Origin of the sequence: Vibrio sp. bablab_jr001 (assembly GCF_016464285.1) — a bacterium.
In the GTDB taxonomy this organism is placed as follows: Bacteria; Pseudomonadota; Gammaproteobacteria; order Enterobacterales; family Vibrionaceae; genus Vibrio; species Vibrio fluvialis.
The window spans coordinates 137,960-154,588 of the sequence record NZ_JACDWZ010000041.1 but is presented as its reverse complement, the minus strand read 5'-3'; the positions used below and the strand labels follow the sequence as shown (position 1 = coordinate 154,588).

Sequence of the window (16,629 nt, the reverse complement as noted above, 5' to 3'; positions counted from 1 at the left end):
TCCCATGAGCTTAAGTCCGGGTGCGAAGTTCAGGCTCGCTATTCAAACCAATCAGCCTTTGCAGATTGTCGGCACGATCAACCCATACTGCGCCATGATGGCGAAGAAATTGGGGCATCAGGCGATCTATCTCTCTGGTGGTGGTATCGCTAACGCGTCTTATGGCTTGCCGGATCTCGGGATCACGACACTCAACGATGTGCTGGTGGACGTGGAACGCATCACCAATGCGTGTGACTTACCATTGCTGGTCGACATCGACACCGGTTTTGGCGGTGCGTTTAACATTGCCCGCACCATCAAAGCAATGGAAAAAGCCGGCGCAGCGGCGGTGCACATGGAAGATCAGGTGGCGCAGAAACGTTGTGGTCACCGTCCAAACAAAGCCATTGTCAGCCAACAAGAAATGGTTGACCGCGTTAAAGCAGCGGTGGATGCGCGAGACAATCCGGAGTTCGTCATCATGGCGCGTACCGATGCGCTGGCGGTGGAAGGTATGGACAGTGCGATTGAGCGTGCGATTGCGTGTGTGGAAGCGGGCGCCGACATGATTTTCCCCGAAGCGATGACGGAACTGAAGCAGTATGAGCAGTTCTCGACGGCGCTGCACGCGGCAACCGGTAAGCATGTGCCGATTCTGGCCAACATTACCGAGTTTGGCCAAACGCCGCTCTACGGCTGTGAAGATCTGGCCAAATCAAATGTGGATATGGTGCTGTACCCGCTGAGTGCGTTCCGCGCGATGAATAAAGCGGCTGAGATGGTGTATCGCCATCTGCTGGAGGTGGGGAATCAGGAAGCACTACTGGGTCAGATGCAGACGCGCAAAGAGTTGTATGAATACCTCAATTACCATGATTACGAAGACAAGCTGGATCAGCTGTTTTCGGAAGGAAAATAGTCGGTTTGAACCTTGATTTCATGAGGTTCAACGACGGAAGCCCAAAGAAAAACGAAGCCCAAGAAAAATAGAATCGGAAAGAAAAACTCCCCGGCCCGACAGTCAGTCAGGCGGGAAACACCCAATAACGTGAAACCGCTGCGCCATCGAGCTTAAGCTGGCCCAATGAGGTCGATTCAACAGAATCCGAAGCGCAGCAAGAAAAGGAGTTCTACATGCCTCAGTCTTTGACAAAGAAAGCTGAATTAGGCGGAGCAGGTCTGCGTGGCCAAAGCGCTGGAAGCACAGCTTTATGTACGGTTGGTAAAACCGGAACCGGTCTGACCTATCGTGGTTATGACATCACGGATCTGGCTAATAACGCTCAATTTGAAGAAGTAGCACACCTGCTGCTTGTGGGTCATCTGCCAACTCAAGCCGAACTTGATCAATACAAAACACGTCTGATTGGCCTGCGCGGCCTGCCTCAGCCACTGAAAGAAGTGCTGGAGCGCATTCCAGCCGATGCACACCCGATGGACGTGATGCGGACGGGTTGTTCAATGCTGGGTAACCTGGAAACTGAACAAGATTTTTCACAGCAGCTTGCAGCGACAGAACGCATGCTGGCACTGTTTCCGGCCATCATCTGTTACTGGTATCGCTTTAGCCACGATGGTGTGCGCATTGATACCGAAGACACCAGCGAAGCTTGTATCGGTGGTTACTTCCTGAAAATGCTGACTGATCAGGCGCCAAGCGATCTGTTTAAACAAGTGATGCACTGCTCGTTGATTCTGTACGCAGAGCACGAGTTCAACGCATCCACGTTCACAGCGCGCGTCTGTGCTTCCACGTTGTCTGATATTCACTCGTGCGTGACAGGCGCGATCGGCACGCTGCGTGGCCCGCTGCATGGCGGCGCGAACGAAGCGGCGATGGAGATGATCGAGAACTGGAAAACGCCGGATGAAGCGGAACAAAACATTCTGCGCATGCTGGAAAACAAAGAGAAAATCATGGGCTTTGGTCACGCGATTTACCGTGAGAGCGATCCGCGTAACGCCCTGATCAAACGCTGGTCGAAAGAATTGTCCGAAAAAGTCGGTGACACCCAACTCTATGCCGTTTCTGAGCGCGTTGAAGCGGTAATGAAACGCGAGAAGGGCTTGTTCTGTAACGCCGATTTCTTCCACGCCTCGGCGTATCACTTTATGGGTATTCCAACCAAACTCTTCACGCCAATTTTTGTGATGAGCCGTTTGACTGGCTGGGCTGCCCACGTGTACGAGCAGCGTGCGAACAACCGCATCATTCGTCCAAGTGCTGACTATGTCGGCCCGGATCATCAGCAATGGTTGCCGATTGAAAAACGCGGCTAGCTCGCTCAGGAATGACCGTGCCCAATAGGCGCGGTCATCAATTTAATGCGGTTCGCCGAAGGGCGAATTGGCCTGCCACGGTTGTGAAGCCCAAACAACTTAAAGCACTGGCGACACGCTTTCTGCTTTAAGTGGCAAGGGAATAGTAATGAATCGGATGGATACTATGACCACTCAAAACGATATCAACAGCCAATACCGGAAACTGCTGCCCGGCACAAATATCAGTTATTTCGATGCCGAAGAAGCGGTCAACGCGATTGCACCCGGTGCCTACGCGACGCTGCCTTATACCTCGCGCGTTCTGGCTGAAAACTTGGTTCGCCGCTGCGAACCCGAAGCACTGACAGACTCCCTGAAACAACTGATTGAACGCAAACGCGACCTTGATTTCCCCTGGTATCCGGCGCGCGTGGTGTGTCACGACATTCTTGGCCAAACCGCGTTGGTTGATTTGGCTGGCCTGCGCGATGCGATCGCAGAGCAGGGCGGCGATCCAGCCAAAGTGAACCCGGTTGTGGAAACGCAGCTGATTGTTGACCACTCGCTTGCGGTCGAACACGCAGGGTTTGAACCGGATGCGTTTGAGAAAAACCGCGCGATTGAAGATCGCCGCAACGAAGACCGTTTTCACTTCATCGAATGGTGTAAAACCGCGTTTAAAAACGTCAGCGTGATTCCTGCCGGCAACGGCATCATGCACCAGATCAACCTGGAAAAAATGTCGCCCGTGGTGCAACTGAAAAACGGCGTGGCGTTTCCTGATACGTGTGTCGGCACTGACAGCCACACGCCGCACGTCGATTCTCTTGGCGTCATCGCGATTGGCGTCGGCGGTTTGGAAGCTGAAACCGTGATGCTCGGTCGCCCATCCATGATGCGCCTGCCGGACATCGTCGGCGTGAAACTGACCGGCAAACGCAAACCGGGCATTACCGCCACCGACATCGTCTTGGCGATCACCGAATTTCTGCGCGGCGAACGCGTGGTGTCGTCTTATCTCGAATTTTTCGGTGAAGGGGCAAAAGAGCTTACCATCGGCGACCGCGCGACGATTTCCAACATGACTCCGGAATATGGTGCCAGCGCGGGCATGTTCTACATTGATGAGCAGACCATCAACTACCTGAAACTGACCGGCCGCGATGCCGAACAAGTGGCGCTGGTTGAACAGTATGCCAAACAAACGGGCTTGTGGGTTGATGCACTGGAGACGGCGCAATACGAACGCGTGCTGACGTTTGATCTCTCGCAGGTAGAACGTAACTTGGCCGGGCCTTCCAACCCGCATCGTCGTCTGCCCACCTCGCAACTGGTGCAACGTGGCATCGCCGGAAAGTGGGAAGAAAAAGCGGGCGAAATGCCCGACGGTGCTGTGATCATCGCCGCTATTACCTCATGTACCAACACCAGTAACCCGCGCAACGTGGTCGCGGCTGGCTTGGTGGCGAAAAAAGCCAATGAACTGGGTTTGGTGCGTAAACCGTGGGTGAAAACTTCATTTGCGCCGGGATCGAAAGTCGCCAAATTGTATCTTGAAGAAGCCAAGCTGCTGCCTGAATTGGAAAAGTTGGGTTTTGGCATCGTGGCGTATGCGTGTACCACCTGTAACGGCATGAGTGGCGCGCTGGATCCGAAGATCCAACAAGAGATCATCGATCGCGATCTGTACGCGACCGCCGTGTTGTCGGGCAACCGTAACTTTGATGGTCGGATTCACCCCTACGCCAAACAAGCGTTTCTGGCCTCGCCACCGTTGGTGGTGGCTTATGCGCTGGCGGGTACGATTCGCTTTGATATCGAGCGCGATGCGCTGGGGCATGATGCCAACGGTAAGCCGATTTACCTCAACGATATCTGGCCAAGCGATGAAGAGATTGATGCGATTGTGAATCAGCACGTTAAACCTGAGCAGTTCAATCAAGTCTACATTCAAATGTTTAAACTCGATGACGCCGAGCAAAACAGCAATCCACTGTACGACTGGCGCCCAATGAGTACCTACATTCGCCGTCCGCCGTATTGGGAAGGCGCACTGGCGGGTGAACGCACGCTTAAAGGCATGCGCCCATTGGCGGTGGTGGGTGACAACATCACCACCGACCACCTGTCACCATCAAACGCGATTCTGGCCAGCAGCGCGGCTGGTGAATACCTGACCAAAATGGGCGTGCCGGAAGAGGATTTTAACTCCTACGCGACGCATCGCGGCGATCATCTGACGGCGCAACGCGCAACGTTTGCCAACCCGAAACTGTTCAACGAAATGGTTAAAGAGAACGGCGACGTGGTGCAAGGTTCGCTTGCGCGTATCGAACCGGACGGCAAAGTGACGCGCATGTGGGAAGCGATTGAAACCTACATGCAGCGCAAACAGCCGCTGATCATTGTGGCGGGCGCCGACTACGGCCAAGGGTCTTCGCGTGACTGGGCAGCCAAAGGTGTACGTTTAGCCGGTGTGGAAGCGATTGTCGCCGAAGGTTTTGAGCGCATCCACCGTACCAACCTGGTCGGCATGGGCGTGTTGCCACTGCAATTCAAAGAGGGCGTGAATCGCCTCACACTGGGACTCGATGGCACCGAACTGTACGACGTGGTGGGTGACATCAAGCCGGGCTGCGATTTGGCGCTGGTGATCACTCGTCAAAATGGCGAGAAGCTGGATGTCGCGGTGACGTGCCGTTTGGATACCGCCGATGAAGTGCATGTGTATAACGCAGGCGGTGTGCTGCAGCGTTTTGCGCAAGACTTTTTGGCGAACTGAGAAGGAGTGATGCAATGAGCAATGTCAGCACAGCTTCTTCATGGACCACGGCTGAGATGCTGTCTCAATCAGTGTTTTCTCAAATCCGAGTGCCCGCGACGTACATGCGTGGCGGCACCAGCAAAGGGGTATTTTTCCGTCTGGGCGATCTGCCGCCAGCGGCGCAGGTTGCGGGCGCGGCGCGCGATCGCTTACTCATGCGCGTGATTGGCAGCCCGGATCCGTACGGCAAGCAGATTGACGGCATGGGCGGCGCCACTTCAAGCACCAGTAAAACCGTGATTGTGTCGAAAAGTGCTCAAGCGGGTCATGACGTCGATTATCTGTTTGGACAAGTGTCGATTGATAAAGCGTTTGTCGACTGGAGCGGTAACTGCGGCAATCTGTCGGCGGCGATTGGTCCGTTTGCAATTTACGCCGGATTCATTGCACCAGAGCGCATTCCTCACAACGGTGTGGTTGAGGTGCGCGTGTGGCAGGTCAACATCAGCAAAACCATCGTCGTACATGTGCCGATCAAAGATGGCTTGGTGCAGGAAACGGGCGAGTTTGAACTCGATGGCGTGACTTTCCCAGCGGCGGAAATTCAGGTCGATTTCATGGACCCGGCCGACGGTGAAGGCTCTATGTTCCCGACCGGAAATTTGGTCGATGATCTTGATGTTCCGGGCGTAGGCACATTTAACGCCACGTTAATCAATGCGGGCATTCCGACGATTTTTGTCGATGCCGCGTCGATTGGCTATCAGGGCACGGAGCTTCAGGATGACATCAACAACGACAGCAAAGCGCTGGAGATGTTTGAAACCATTCGTGCCTACGGCGCGCTGAAAATGGGGCTGATTCAAGACCTCAGTGAAGCGCAAACCCGTCAGCACACCCCAAAAATTGCGTTTGTCTCCAAACCGCAAACCTACACCGCATCCAGCGGCAAAACCGTTGCAGCCAGTGATGTTGATGTCCTTGTGCGCGCGTTGTCGATGGGCAAATTGCATCACGCCATGATGGGGACCGCTGCCGTTGCCATCGCTGCCGCGGCGTGTGTGCCAGGAACGCTGGTGAATTTGGCCGCCGGTGGCGGAGAGAAAACGTCGGTGACCTTTGGTCACCCTTCGGGAACATTAAAAGTTGGCGCCAGTGCAAGCGAAACAACGCAAGGTTGGGTGGTAGAAAAAGCCGTGATGGGTCGCAGCGCACGTATTTTGATGGAAGGCTGGGTGCGCGTGCCCGCAGAAACCATCAACCACGGCTAAGCCAGAACAATCAAGGAGAAGCACCATGTCTGCATATTTAAAGGAATATCAATGGGCAAAGGATGAGCCGCAAGCGTTCTGGAAAGCTCAAGCCCAAAACATCGACTGGTTTGAATTCCCTCAAACCATTTTGCAAAAAGACGAACACGGCATTGAACGCTGGTTCCCGGATGGTTTGCTCAACACCTCGTGGTTGGCACTGGATTACCACTGTGAACAGGGTCGCGGCGACCAAACGGCGCTGATTTATGATTCTCCGGTGACGGGCAAAAAACAGCGATACAGCTACACCGCGCTGCGGGATTGTGTAGCGCGCGTGGCAGGCATGTTGGCCGAGCAGGGCGTCACCAAAGGCGATCGCGTGATCATCTATATGCCGATGATCCCGGAAGCGGCAATGGCGATGCTGGCGTGTGCGCGTTTGGGCGCCATTCACTCGGTGGTGTTTGGCGGCTTTGCGCCAAACGAGCTGGCGGTGCGTATTGAAGACGCAGAGCCAAAAGTCATTATGACGGCCTCTTGCGGCGTAGAAGTCAACAAAGTGATCCCTTACAAGCCTATGGTCGATAAAGCGATCATGGACAGTCGTTGGAAACCGGAAAAAGTGTTGGTGTATCAACGCCCGGAATGCCTTGCCGATTTGACCAGCGAACGTGACTTGGAATGGAACACGCTGATTCAAAGCGCGCTGCCGCATGCGTGTGTGCCTGTGCTGGCAACGGACCCGCTTTACATTCTGTACACATCAGGAACGACGGGCAAACCCAAAGGGGTGGTGCGTGACAACGGCGGTCATGCCGTCGCGATGAAATACTCGATGAGCTGTATTTACAACATGCCGCAAAATGGCGTGTTCTGGGCCGCATCAGATGTGGGCTGGGTGGTGGGGCATTCTTACATTGTGTATGCGCCGCTGATTCACGGCTGCACAACCATTTTGTACGAAGGTAAACCAGTGCGTACGCCGGATCCGGGTGCCTTCTGGCGCGTGTGTCAGGAATACAAAGTCACTGCACTGTTCTCGGCGCCAACGGCTTTCCGAGCCATCAAGAAAGAAGATCCGAATGGCGAGTATCTTAAGCACTATGACCTGTCGAGCGTGAAAACCATCTTCATGGCGGGTGAACGTTTGGATCCGCCAACTTTAGAATGGGTCGAATCGCAAACCGACAAACCGGTCATTGACCACTGGTGGCAAACCGAAACGGGCTGGGCGATTGCCGGCAACCCAACGGGCATTGAACTGATGCCGATTAAAGCGGGTTCAGCGACTAAGCCGATTCCGGGTTATCAAGTGGAAATCCTCAATGAACTCGGCGAGCTGCTACCGCCGAATCAGCAAGGCTTTGTGGCGCTGAAACGTCCGTTGCCGCCAAGCTGTTTGCCGACTGTGTGGCGCAATCACGACCGTTTTGAGTCCGGTTATTTGTCACAATTCCCAGGTTACTACGTCTCAGGTGATGGCGGTTATCTGGATGAAGATGGTTACCTGTTCATCATGGGCCGCATTGACGATGTGATTAACGTTGCTGGTCACCGCCTCTCGACGGGTGAAATGGAAGAGATCGTCGGCGCGCACCCAGCGGTGGCGGAATGCGCGGTGGTCGGTGTGCACGATGAACTGAAAGGACAATTGCCACTCGGACTCGTGGTGCTCAAAGATGGCGTGAAGATCGATGCGCTGGCGCTGGAAACGGAACTGGTCAGCAGCGTACGCAGCCAAATCGGTGCGGTGGCGTGCTTTAAACACGCACTGGTGGTCGAGCGGTTGCCGAAAACTCGTTCTGGCAAAATCCTGCGCCGTATTATCCGCCAGATTGCGGATGGAGAAAGTTACACTGTCCCGTCGACCATTGACGATCCAACCAGCCTCAATGAATTGGAAAAGGTGCTGCATCATTAGGATGTGGCTTGTACTCAAACGGGACGACGTTATGTCGTTCGACGTTGAGGTACGATAGGGTAAAACTTGGTTCATTTTGACCCTTTGTGCTCCGCTTGCGGGGCACTTTTTTTTGTCTGCATCTTCTATTCAGCAGAAACATTTCATAACACTATGAAATTTATCAGTTTATGCAAATACTCATCCGTTATTTCAATTAATAGGCTTTACATATAGTAAGCAAAGCTTACTATATGTTTAACTATGTTTCTAAATGTAACCAAGGCATTTGGAATAATTCGAGATAAATCAGAAGGGTATGCAATGACAGCTCCGTCTATAGGTTACTTACTTTGGGATGTGATGCGTCTGGTACGCAAACAATATCAAAGCGAAGCTGGCGCCAACTGCCTGACCATCGCGCAAGCCAAAGCACTGTCGCACATCGCTCGTTGTCAGGGTGTCAAACAGGTAGAACTGGCTGAACTGCTGGAAATCAAACCGATGAGTTTAGTGCGTGTGATTGATTCTCTGGTGGAAGGAGGGTTGGTTGAACGTCGTCCGGATCCAAAAGATCGCCGCGCTCATCAAATTTACCTGCTGCCAGCCGCCGATGCTCAATTGGTCAAAATCAAAAGTGTCAGCAACCAAATCTGGGATGAAGCATTACAGGGGCTGACCGCCCAGGATCGCGAGCAGTTCATCAGTACGCTGGAACACATTCACAGCAATCTCTCCAAATAAACAATACGTATCAGGAATATCTTGTATGTCTAACGAACAATCACAGACGCCTTCCCAACCTGTATCCAAACCACGCCGCAAAACCAAACGTGCTGTACTGCTTTTTCTGGTGCCGGTGCTGGCCGTGGCCGGAAGCGTGGCGGTCTACCTGCACGGTGGCCGTTATGTTGAAACCGACAACGCCTATGTAAAAGCAGACAAGACGTCAATTACCGCCGAAGTCTCTGGCCGCATTATCAATGTGCCAGTCGAGGAGAACCAACAGGTGAAAGCGGGCGATTTGTTGCTGCAAATCGATCCGACGTCATATGAAATTGCGGTCTCTCAGGCTCGCGCCAATCTCAATGATGTCAGTACCTCGCTGACCACGCTGAAAGCCGAATACCAAAGTAAACTGGCGAATATTGACGTTTCAAAAAGTCAGCATGAATACCTGAAGAAAGAAGAAGCGCGTCAGCTTAACCTTTTGAAGAAAAAATATATTTCTGAATCTCAGTTTGATTCTGCACGCCAGAAAACCCTGGTCGTGGAACTCGAAGTGAACGCGCTGAAAAAAGAGCTGAAGCAAATTGAAGAGAGCTTGGGTGGCGATGTGACGGCGCCGATTGAACAGCATCCGAAATATCGCGCTGCGTTGGCGTCGCTGGAAAAGGCCGAGAACGATCTCCAACACGTGAATGTGTACGCGCCTGCTGATGGCATCGTGACCAAAGTGGTGGAGAAAGGGCAATACACCTCACCGGGCACACTGGCGATGATGCTGATTTCGGCATCAGATATCTGGATTGAAGCTAACTTTACCGAGACCGAACTGACACACGTTCAGGTTGGCCAGAAAGTGGACATCAATGTCGACTACGCGCCGGATTTCAAATGGTATGGCGTGGTGGAAAGCTTGAGCCCGGCAACCGGTTCTGAGTTTTCGGTCATTCCGGCGCAAAACGCGACGGGTAACTGGGTAAAGATTGCGCAGCGTCTGCCGATTCGCATCCGCATTGATGCCAATCCGAATGCGCCGCAGCTTCGTGCAGGTTTGAGCGCGGTGGTGACGGTCGATACTGAATATCAACGTCATCTGTCGCTGTAAGGGTGAGGCGTTAAGATGGAAAGTCATGCGACACCTGTAGAGAGTGATGACAGCGGCAAACGCGGGTTTATCACTCTGTCGGTCATGCTTGCGACCATCATGCAGGCACTCGACACCACGATTGCAAACGTTGCGCTGCCACACATGCAGGGCGCCATGAGTGCAACGCAGGATCAGATTTCCTGGGTACTGACGTCTTACATTGTGGCAGCCGCGATTGCGATGCCATTGACGGGCTTTATTGCGGCGCGCATCGGCCGCAAGCGTTTGTTTCTTTATTCGGTAGTCGGGTTTACTTTTGCGTCTGTGCTGTGTGGCGCGGCGCAATCGCTCGAACAGATCATTCTGTTTCGTTTGTTGCAAGGGATCTTCGGTGCCAGTTTGGTGCCGCTGTCCCAATCTGTGCTGCTCGATACTTATCCGACTGAACAACACGGGTCGGCCATGGCAATGTGGGGCGTGGGTGTGATGGTCGGGCCGATTCTGGGCCCGTCATTGGGTGGCTGGTTAACCGAGTACTACAACTGGCGCTGGGTGTTTTACATCAACGTACCGTTCGGCATTCTGGCCTGGATGGGGATTGCAGGTTTCGTTAAAGAGACCAAATTAGACCCCAGCCGGCGTTTTGACGTGTTCGGCTTTGCGCTGCTCGGACTTGCCATCGGCTGTTTGCAGATGTTTCTTGATCGCGGCGAATCCCAGAACTGGTTCTCCAGCATGGAAATTGTCATTGAAGCGGGCATTTCTGCGCTGGCGTTTTACATGTTTACCGTGCACATGTTTACCGCCCGAGCGCCATTCCTGGAGCCGCAGATGTTCAAAGACCGCAACTTTGTGGTCGGACTGCTGTTTGGTTTTATGATGGGCGTGATTTTGCTGGCGACCATGGCGCTGTTGCCTCCGTTCCTGCAAAACTTTATGGATTATCCGGTGCTGGACGTCGGCCTGCTGCTGACGCCTCGGGGCTTTGGCACTATGGTGGGAATGATGATCGTCGGGCGTCTGTCGGGCAAAGTGGACCTGCGTTATCTGATCACGATTGGCTTGCTGTTGATGATTTTTTCGCTGTGGGAAATGACGCACTTTTCAGTGTTCGTCACGCGCTGGGAAATCATTCATACCGGTATTGTACAGGGGTTGGGATTAGGTCTGGTGTTTGTGCCGCTGTCGACCCTGACGTTCTCCACGCTTGAGCCACGTTATCGTAATGAAGGCACCGCGCTATTCAGCCTGATTCGCAACATCGGCAGTAGCATCGGCATCTCGGTGGTGGTGACGTATCTTGCGCATCGCGCGCAGATCAACCATGCCGTGTATTCCGAGCACATCAACATGTTTAATCCGGCGTTGCAGGATGCGGTGCAGAAAGGAGTGTATGACTTATCGAGTACTGCTGGTCTGGTCGAGTTGAACAGTATGGTCACCAGCCAAGCGTATATCTTTGGATATCTGCAAGACTTCCGCTTTATGATGTATGTCTGCGTCGTGATGATTCCACTTTTGGTGTTGTTGCGAAAACCGGGTAAACGTTAAGCTACGATTGAATAAAACGCCGCATTGCGGCGTTTTTGTTTATTTAAACGGCGTTAAATTCTCATTCTTCAGCTGTTTAATAAAAAAACACACCACACCACGATGTTATTTTCTTAGACGATCTTATAAAATCGCGTCAAGACTTCTTGATTAACGTCACAAAAATGTCATCGATTTCGCTGTCAGCGGCAAAAATAGCAGATTTGGAAATATTAAATCAGTTGATGTTCGACTTGCACGACGAACACCATCGCGCCTGCCCGGAATATTTTAAAACGGCGGAAGAGGTGGAGCAGGAAAAGAGCATCGCTCGCTACATCGACAATCCCGACTGCCTTGTTTATGTCGCTCGCGACGGTAATGCAGTCGTGGGATTCATCACCGGCTATTTTAGTGAGTTAGTCTCTTCCGTCAGCAAGCCGATTCAAATGGGCAGCATTGATGAGCTGTATGTCGTTCCGGCATACCGCCAACAAGGAGTGGCTCGCAAACTCTTTTCTCGTCTGGAGCAAACGTTTGTTGAGTACGGCGCGGCTGAGATATTTGTAGAAGTCTGGGATTTTAACAGGGAAGCGCAATTATTTTATCAGGATGTTGGTTTTGCCCATCATATTCATTGGTTGAGAAAGTCAGTGCGTCGCTCGTAGATGTCTGGCTCCATGCGATAACAGGTTAATTAGCGTGTACAAGCGATTGTCAGTACTTGGCTTCAGTTTAATAATTTCTTTAGCAGCGTCTTTTTTTGCTCAAGCTGCTCCGCAAGCTCCCGATAAACTTCGCGGAGCGCTTTGTCTTATCCGCGCCGACGATAAAGTCGTTCTGGTTAATGAGATCATCACAAAACAACTCTCGCTTCCCGGTGGCACAATTGAAGGTGGTGAATCACCAGAGCTGACTGCGCAGCGCGAAACCTGGGAAGAAACCGGCTTGGTTGTCACTGTCGGTAAACTGCTGGGCTACACCGAAAGCGCCGTTGTGTATGACTGCGTCAGTGATTCAGACATCATCGCTTACCAATACATTAACCGTTGGGGCGGGTACGAACTACCAGTGTGGTTCGCGCCGCATTACGGTGTGGAAGTGTCGCAGGCCATGCTGGTGCATCCAAGCCGCATCAAGGCAAACCAATACCGTTTTCCTAAACAGTGGGCCAACATCAAAACGATGTTTAATGACGCTACCGACCAATCCACCAAAGTGGTGCCAGAGCTTATAAAAGCGGCACCTGCGTTACATCAAACAGAGCTCGGCTGGATTGTTGCTCTGCAATACGCGATTGGCAGCTTGCCGGAAGTCGTCAAAACGGTGCTGAGCCGAGTCATTTTGCTTGCCGATGCCGTGGCATCGCCTGTGTTGGGGCTGCTGCTGTTTCCGTTTCTCTATTGGCAGAGTGGCAAAGCTTTTTGCTATAAAGCCTTTTTCTCGGTGACGGTGACGTCGCTACTGTGTTTAGTCGCGCAGCAAGGTTTTGCTCTGCCACGCCCGCATGCGTACATTCCATCTATCCAACTGGTCAAAAGTTTCGGCTACGGATTTCCGAGTTTACCGTTGGCTGTCTGGGTCAGCCTGGGTATTTTATGGCTACTGAAGAACGAAAAGCTGGGCCTGAATAAAAGCACCGCGGCATTTGTGGTTACCGTAGTGTGGTTGTCGCTCTCCAAGTTCTATTCCGGCAGTGCGTTTATTGTTGATATGTTGGTCGGTGCAGTCTTGGGTGCTCTGGTCGCCTGGCACATCATTCGTCTTAACGATAAACCGCAAATTCATGTGGAACGCATACTGTGTTCGAAAGGTCCGTGGTTAGCGCTGACCGCGGTGACAGTTGTCATCGCATACATCTGGTCCATGCCCGTGTTTACGGCGTGGTTGGCGGTGCTGGCAGTCATGACGTTAGTGGTGATGACACTGCATTCAGAGCAGCAGGGAATCACTTTTCGTCAAATGCTGTTCATGATTATGACGTTGCTGCTCGCCAACGAGCTGGTCAATTACGCAGCGACATTTGTCTCTTCCAGCGGTACGTGGTCATTATTGGTGGGAACCCTTCGCGAACCGTTGCTGATTCTGTTGTTCGTGCTGATGGTGCGTTTCGCCGAACGCTATCCCGCCGCCGAACCAGCATAACGCTGGGTCATTTAACATGAAAAAGCCCGGTGATATGCCGGGCTTTTTTCATTCATTCTTACCTGCATTTAACGGCTTAAGTAAGTCTCGACGAATTGGCAAACCTTGACTAAATCGTCGACTGCAATGTGCTCTTCGGTGGTATGCACTTTGGCCATACCGGTTGAGATGTTTACCGTGGTTAAACCTTTCTCATTGAAGTTATTGGCATCGCTGCCGCCGCCCGTACGCTTGGTTTTCGCTTCAATACCCATGGTGTTAAAAGCGGATTTTAATTCGCAGATCAGCGGATGTTCTTCGTCCAACACAAACGCGTTATAGGCTCGGGTCGATTGGATCACGGCTTCTGCGCCGTGTTTTTTCGCCACAGTCTCAAACGTTGAAATCATGTGTTCCACTTGCGCCGCCAGCTTATCGTCATTCAACGAACGCGCTTCGGCAACAATCGTCAGCTCTGGCATCACGATGTTGGTCGCCTGACCGCCATTCACCATGCCGATGTTGGCGGTGGTTTCTTCATCGATACGCAGCAGTTTCATTTGGGTAATCGCGTCGGCTGCTACGCTGATGGCACTGATACCATCTTCTGGCACAAGGCCTGCGTGCGCAGGTTTGCCTTTTATGGTGACACGCAGCTTCTGCTGGCCCGGCGCTGCTTTGACGATGGTGCCAATCGGGCCGCCAGTATCCAGCACAATGGCTTTGTTTGAGCGGATGTAGCTCATGTCAAAATTTTTGGAACCCATCAGGCCACCTTCTTCATGCACGGTGAAGGCGATTTCGATGGTTTTGTGTGCCCGGTTATGTTCGCGCAGGGTACGCACCGCTTCAAGAATGGCCGCAATACCGGATTTATCGTCGCCCCCCAGAATCGTATTGCCTTTTGAGCGGATGATGCCATCTTCAATCACAGGTTCAATGCCGATGCCCGGTTTCACGGTGTCCATATGGCAGCTTAACACCACGCTGTCCGGTAGTTCGCCTTCCAGGCGGGCGTAGATGTTGAAACCGTTTGAAACCTCTGCAGGAACAGGCAGTTTTTGGACCATAAAACCAAGCTCGCCGAGCTGCTCACACAGATGCTCGCCAATGGCTTTCTCGTTGCCAGATTCGCTGTCGATTTGAATCAGATTCAGGAAGTTGTCGACCAGACGCTGAGGGTGAATTTGAGTCATGATAATACCTCGTAGGGAACAGTGGCGTTACCATGCAACGATTCGTTACTGTGTGTGCTGAGTTAAATCAATAAAGCACACAAAAAAGGCCAGCTATCGTTGCTGGCCTTTGTAACAATTTATTGAACGCATTCGCATTCGTCAGGCTTATGATTGTCGCAACAACCGTTCATTTCTGCCAACGCATCCCGAAAAGAAAGTGGCTTAGCGTAGTAGTACCCCTGTTGGTACTGGACACCTTTTTCCATCAAGTAGCAAGATTGGGCTTGAGTCTCAACACCCTCTGCGACAATTTCAACATTCATTTGATGAGCTAAGTCGATGATAGCGTTGAGAACCGGAGCATTGACCGATTCAACACCGATAGTATCTACAAAACACTTATCGATTTTAAGGAAATCAAAGGAGATGTTTTGTAGCACCGACAATGCGGTTCGGCCTGTACCAAAATCATCGATTGCCACCATAATGCCATTTGCTCTCAGCTCGCGCAGGACTTCTTGACCTTGTTTGTCCAACAACTGACGTTCAGTGATTTCCGCAATCAGTTGCAAGTTAATGTCATCAAACGCTTTAGCATACTGTTTGAGCTTGTTTACGCAAGCCGGGTCAAGCAAATAGGATGGGGGAATATTCACGCCAATTTGATAACGTTCGGTTAGCTTCGCTTTAGACCAATCATGAAGAATGCAGTCCAACACATAGTTCGTAAGTTTGTTGATCAAGCCAAACTCTTCCGCGATTGGAATAAAGTTATCCGGACGCACAAAGCCCAACTTTGGGTTTACCCATCGCACTAAAGCTTCAAACCCTTTTATTTCACATGGATGACTTCTTACAACTGGCTGATACGTCATAAACAACTCGCGTCGCTCCATACCTCTGCGCAGATCATCCACGAGCGTGGTGCGGCCGCTAAAAAAGAACAGCAGTATCGAAATCAAAATCGACACAGCGATTGAAACGGGCAGTGCGCCGAGAATAAAAAACGTGAGACGATCAGACACATAATGGTCACTGGCTTCCACCATCAGGGTGAAGCCGTATTGCTTTGAATGCTCAATAACACTGCGGTTCGAGCTTTCAAGGCTGCCATCGTACGGATAAACGCTGCGGTTAATTTCAAACGCCAGCTTTTCTATTCGATCATCGGTTCGATAACCGAGACGAGCTGCGATGTAGTTCTTATCGACTACAGAGATCACGCCACGCTTGGAGTTGCGATGATCGCTATCAATCACCAACAAGGTGCGCTTTTCGGGATCGCCTTCCAAATCGAACAACACCACATTGGGCTTAATGTTGCCATCCGGATAGTAGCGACTGATGTCGCTACTGATCTCGCCGCGCTTGGACGAGCAGATGATGGAGCTGTTCTCCACTACCAACATCTCACGCAGGATACTTTCAAACAGCAAATCGCTCTGCAGTTTGTCACATGTGCGTGGGTTATAGAGCGCTTTTTCGTTCTCGCTACGGAGTTCATTAATGATGACTTCAATCCGTGACACGTAGGAATTGGCGATGTTGGTTAAATTACTATCAACATTTTCCATCCCTGCGCGGTACGCGGCAGAAATCACGATGGGTAAGGGCAATAACACAATTGCCAAAGCACGCTTCATCCACTGAAATTGCTGTTTGGAAAGTCGTCTTAGCATAATGTGAGTAATGTTTCTGTCTCAAATGTAATACAAATAATCAAATAGTTGCACAGTATAAGTGAACATCCTCAGATTAAGAAGGGATATCGCAAAGTAATTGCACAAAATTTGCACTGTCAGCGTTGTGTAGGGATAAAACTG

General features: G+C 51.7%; 12 protein-coding genes. 10 read left to right on the top strand and 2 right to left on the bottom strand.

Translation table 11 applies throughout. The features are described 5' to 3' along the window. Positions 1-4 precede the first annotated feature (4 nt). The 10 genes from prpB (at position 5) to JIG40_RS06640 (ending at position 13,649) form a co-directional block, all read left to right on the top strand. Positions 5-901, top strand: coding sequence for a methylisocitrate lyase (prpB, locus tag JIG40_RS06685; protein WP_024374026.1), 897 nt, complete (start codon positions 5-7; stop codon positions 899-901). Positions 902-1,116: 215 nt separating this feature from the next. Then, positions 1,117-2,262, top strand: coding sequence for a 2-methylcitrate synthase (gene prpC / locus JIG40_RS06680; protein ID WP_020330985.1), 1,146 nt, complete (start codon positions 1,117-1,119; stop codon positions 2,260-2,262). A 166-nt stretch (positions 2,263-2,428) separates the two neighbouring features. Further along, positions 2,429-5,026 (top strand): Fe/S-dependent 2-methylisocitrate dehydratase AcnD, encoded by a 2,598-nt coding sequence (acnD, locus tag JIG40_RS06675; protein WP_199465018.1) that lies wholly within the window; start codon positions 2,429-2,431, stop codon positions 5,024-5,026. 56 nt (positions 5,027-5,082) lie between these two features. After that, a complete protein-coding gene (prpF, locus tag JIG40_RS06670) occupies positions 5,083-6,279 on the top strand; it encodes a 2-methylaconitate cis-trans isomerase PrpF (RefSeq protein ID WP_199465046.1) in 1,197 nt (398 codons plus the stop codon). Between the two features lie 25 nt (positions 6,280-6,304). Further along, positions 6,305-8,182 carry a propionyl-CoA synthetase gene (locus JIG40_RS06665; RefSeq protein ID WP_199465017.1) on the top strand — a complete coding sequence of 626 codons (1,878 nt, stop codon included), beginning with the start codon at positions 6,305-6,307 and terminating at the stop codon, positions 8,180-8,182. 303 nt (positions 8,183-8,485) lie between these two features. Continuing rightward, positions 8,486-8,905, top strand: coding sequence for a MarR family winged helix-turn-helix transcriptional regulator (locus JIG40_RS06660; protein ID WP_199465016.1), 420 nt, complete (start codon positions 8,486-8,488; stop codon positions 8,903-8,905). 25 nt (positions 8,906-8,930) lie between these two features. Next, a complete protein-coding gene (locus JIG40_RS06655) occupies positions 8,931-9,992 on the top strand; it encodes an HlyD family secretion protein (RefSeq protein ID WP_199465015.1) in 1,062 nt (353 codons plus the stop codon). A gap of 15 nt (positions 9,993-10,007) precedes the next feature. After that, positions 10,008-11,525 carry a DHA2 family efflux MFS transporter permease subunit gene (locus JIG40_RS06650; protein ID WP_020330995.1) on the top strand — a complete coding sequence of 506 codons (1,518 nt, stop codon included), beginning with the start codon at positions 10,008-10,010 and terminating at the stop codon, positions 11,523-11,525. Between the two features lie 164 nt (positions 11,526-11,689). Beyond that, positions 11,690-12,172 carry a GNAT family N-acetyltransferase gene (locus JIG40_RS06645; protein ID WP_020330996.1) on the top strand — a complete coding sequence of 161 codons (483 nt, stop codon included), beginning with the start codon at positions 11,690-11,692 and terminating at the stop codon, positions 12,170-12,172. A gap of 34 nt (positions 12,173-12,206) precedes the next feature. Continuing rightward, complete coding sequence (locus JIG40_RS06640) at positions 12,207-13,649, top strand: NUDIX domain-containing protein (RefSeq protein ID WP_199465014.1); 1,443 nt, start codon at positions 12,207-12,209, stop codon at positions 13,647-13,649. Between the two features lie 68 nt (positions 13,650-13,717). Here the strand turns inward: JIG40_RS06640 and JIG40_RS06635 are convergent, their stop codons facing one another. Beyond that, positions 13,718-14,824, bottom strand: coding sequence for a M20/M25/M40 family metallo-hydrolase (locus tag JIG40_RS06635; protein WP_199465013.1), 1,107 nt, complete (start codon positions 14,822-14,824; stop codon positions 13,718-13,720). Positions 14,825-14,943: 119 nt separating this feature from the next. Continuing rightward, positions 14,944-16,449 carry an EAL domain-containing protein gene (locus JIG40_RS06630; protein WP_242009415.1) on the bottom strand — a complete coding sequence of 502 codons (1,506 nt, stop codon included), beginning with the start codon at positions 16,447-16,449 and terminating at the stop codon, positions 14,944-14,946. Positions 16,450-16,629: the final 180 nt, after the last annotated feature.

What these genes read in the sequence shown, in the direction of transcription:
- prpC (WP_020330985.1), top strand. Translation starts at nt 1,117, where the DNA reads ATGCCTCAGTCTTTGACAAAGAAAGCTGAATTAGGCGGAGCAGGTCTG.
- JIG40_RS06650 (WP_020330995.1), top strand. Translation starts at nt 10,008, where the DNA reads ATGGAAAGTCATGCGACACCTGTAGAGAGTGATGACAGCGGCAAACGC.
- JIG40_RS06660 (WP_199465016.1), top strand. Translation starts at nt 8,486, where the DNA reads ATGACAGCTCCGTCTATAGGTTACTTACTTTGGGATGTGATGCGTCTG.
- JIG40_RS06635 (WP_199465013.1), bottom strand. Translation starts at nt 14,824, where the DNA reads ATGACTCAAATTCACCCTCAGCGTCTGGTCGACAACTTCCTGAATCTG.
- prpB (WP_024374026.1), top strand. Translation starts at nt 5, where the DNA reads ATGAGCTTAAGTCCGGGTGCGAAGTTCAGGCTCGCTATTCAAACCAAT.
- JIG40_RS06630 (WP_242009415.1), bottom strand. Translation starts at nt 16,449, where the DNA reads ATGAAGCGTGCTTTGGCAATTGTGTTATTGCCCTTACCCATCGTGATT.
- acnD (WP_199465018.1), top strand. Translation starts at nt 2,429, where the DNA reads ATGACCACTCAAAACGATATCAACAGCCAATACCGGAAACTGCTGCCC.
- JIG40_RS06655 (WP_199465015.1), top strand. Translation starts at nt 8,931, where the DNA reads ATGTCTAACGAACAATCACAGACGCCTTCCCAACCTGTATCCAAACCA.
- JIG40_RS06665 (WP_199465017.1), top strand. Translation starts at nt 6,305, where the DNA reads ATGTCTGCATATTTAAAGGAATATCAATGGGCAAAGGATGAGCCGCAA.
- prpF (WP_199465046.1), top strand. Translation starts at nt 5,083, where the DNA reads ATGCTGTCTCAATCAGTGTTTTCTCAAATCCGAGTGCCCGCGACGTAC.
- JIG40_RS06645 (WP_020330996.1), top strand. Translation starts at nt 11,690, where the DNA reads ATGTCATCGATTTCGCTGTCAGCGGCAAAAATAGCAGATTTGGAAATA.